Origin of the sequence: Neisseria sp. HMSC70E02, assembly GCF_001838645.1 — a bacterium.
Taxonomy (GTDB): Bacteria; Pseudomonadota; Gammaproteobacteria; order Burkholderiales; family Neisseriaceae; genus Neisseria; species Neisseria macacae.
Map to the genome: position 1 here is coordinate 23,107 of NZ_KV838089.1, position 1,644 is coordinate 24,750.

Annotated in this window: 1 protein-coding gene; it reads right to left on the minus strand. The window is 55.8% G+C overall.

The genetic code is table 11. From position 1 onward, the window contains the following. Positions 1 to 145 precede the first annotated feature (145 nt). A complete protein-coding gene (locus HMPREF3277_RS06365) occupies positions 146 to 1,558 on the minus strand; it encodes a PepSY-associated TM helix domain-containing protein (RefSeq protein ID WP_003780083.1) in 1,413 nt (470 codons plus the stop codon). Positions 1,559 to 1,644 lie beyond the last annotated feature (86 nt).

Sequence of the window (1,644 nt, forward strand, 5' to 3'; positions counted from 1 at the left end):
CTTGTCCTGATTTAAATTTAATCCACTATATTTGCAGTTAATCGTCAAAAAAGGTCGTCTGAAAACCTAATTTGGTTTTCAGACGACCTTTTAGCTTTGGCAAATCAAGCCTGACGGTTTATCGTCTGCCACACGCCGTAAGCGTTTATTTAAACCACCGCGACAACGCCGGAATCCGCGACAGCAAGGCCGTATCCAAGAGCCAAATCACGGCGATGGCGGCGATGGCGGTCGGGAACAATACCGCCACGATCAAAAGCGGCACAGCCATTGCCCACCATACCGGCAGCTCGATTTTCTGCGCCGGAGGAACCAGTCCGCCCGCTTTGGACGGGCGGCGTTTCCACCACATCACACAGCCGCTGACACAGATGAAGATAACCGCCAGGCAGAACAAGACGTTCGCCAGCACGCTCCACCAGCCCAGCGTCCCCATGTGCAGCGCGATGCTGGCCGCCATGAATTTGCCGAAGAAGTTGTAATCGTCGAAACGGATGTCGGCCAGGATTTTGCCGCTGTATTGGTCGATGTGCACCGTGCGGTCGGCGGTCGGGCTGACCATGTCGTAGCTCATCGAATCCTGCGACAGCGTCCACACGCCCGTTTCGCCTTTGGGCAGGTTGAGCTGGTAGCGGCCTTTGAAACCGATTTCGCGGGCGAAGCGGTCAACCGTTTCCAAGGTCATCGGTTCGCTCGGATTGATGCCGTTTTCGCCCTTCGTCGTACCGGAAACAGGCATGGGCGTGAGTTCCAGAATCCACGGTACTTCTTTGGTTTTGCCGTCGTTCAACACATCGCCGTGGGTCGGCACGACGGATACGGGGTTCGGTTCGACCCCCCATTTGCCGGCGGGGAACTGGCTCCAAGACTGAACGAACTTACCGCCCCAAATGCCCGCCCAAGCAACACCAGACAGGCAGAACAACAATAAAATCAAAGAAACCCAAGTGCCGAACGCACCGTGCATGCTGCGCCACCACGAGCGTCCTTTGCCCGTTTGCGGCACAAGCATGGATTTCAGGCTGCGCTGTTTCGCCCACCACAAATAAATCCCTGTAATCATCATCAAGATAGTCAGCGACGCGGCGGTTTCTATCAGGTAATCGCCCGCCGTGCCGAGCATCATATCGCCGTGGATTCCGTCCATCGTGTGATACCAGCCCTCATTGCGCGGCATGGAACTGACGACTTTCGCCGTGTAAGGATCGACGGCGACCATGGTCGCTTTGTCGTCGTTGTTCACGCGGAACACGGCAACCATATCGTCGGCGCGCGGCGCGATATATTGCACCACCGACGCGGTTTCAGGGTTCACAGACTGCCGCGCCGCTTCCGCCTGCGCCGACAAAGGCTGCACCTGCGCCTGCGGGGTAACGTGTATACGCTCGCCCTCTTTGCCGGTGATGTTGGCGAATAGAAGCATGCCCAGACCTGTTACGGCAAGCAGGGTCAGAAAGGGCGCGACCAATAGCCCGAAATAAAAATGCCACCGCCACACGGTCAGATAGCGGCGGTTGGCCTGTTGGTCGGGATGGGGAGTAGGTTTGGTTGTGTCCATAAATTCTCTCTTTTGTTTTGAGTGGATGGAGATAAAGCGCCAAGTTCCTGCCTTGCATTTTTATAGTGGATTAACTTTAAACCAGT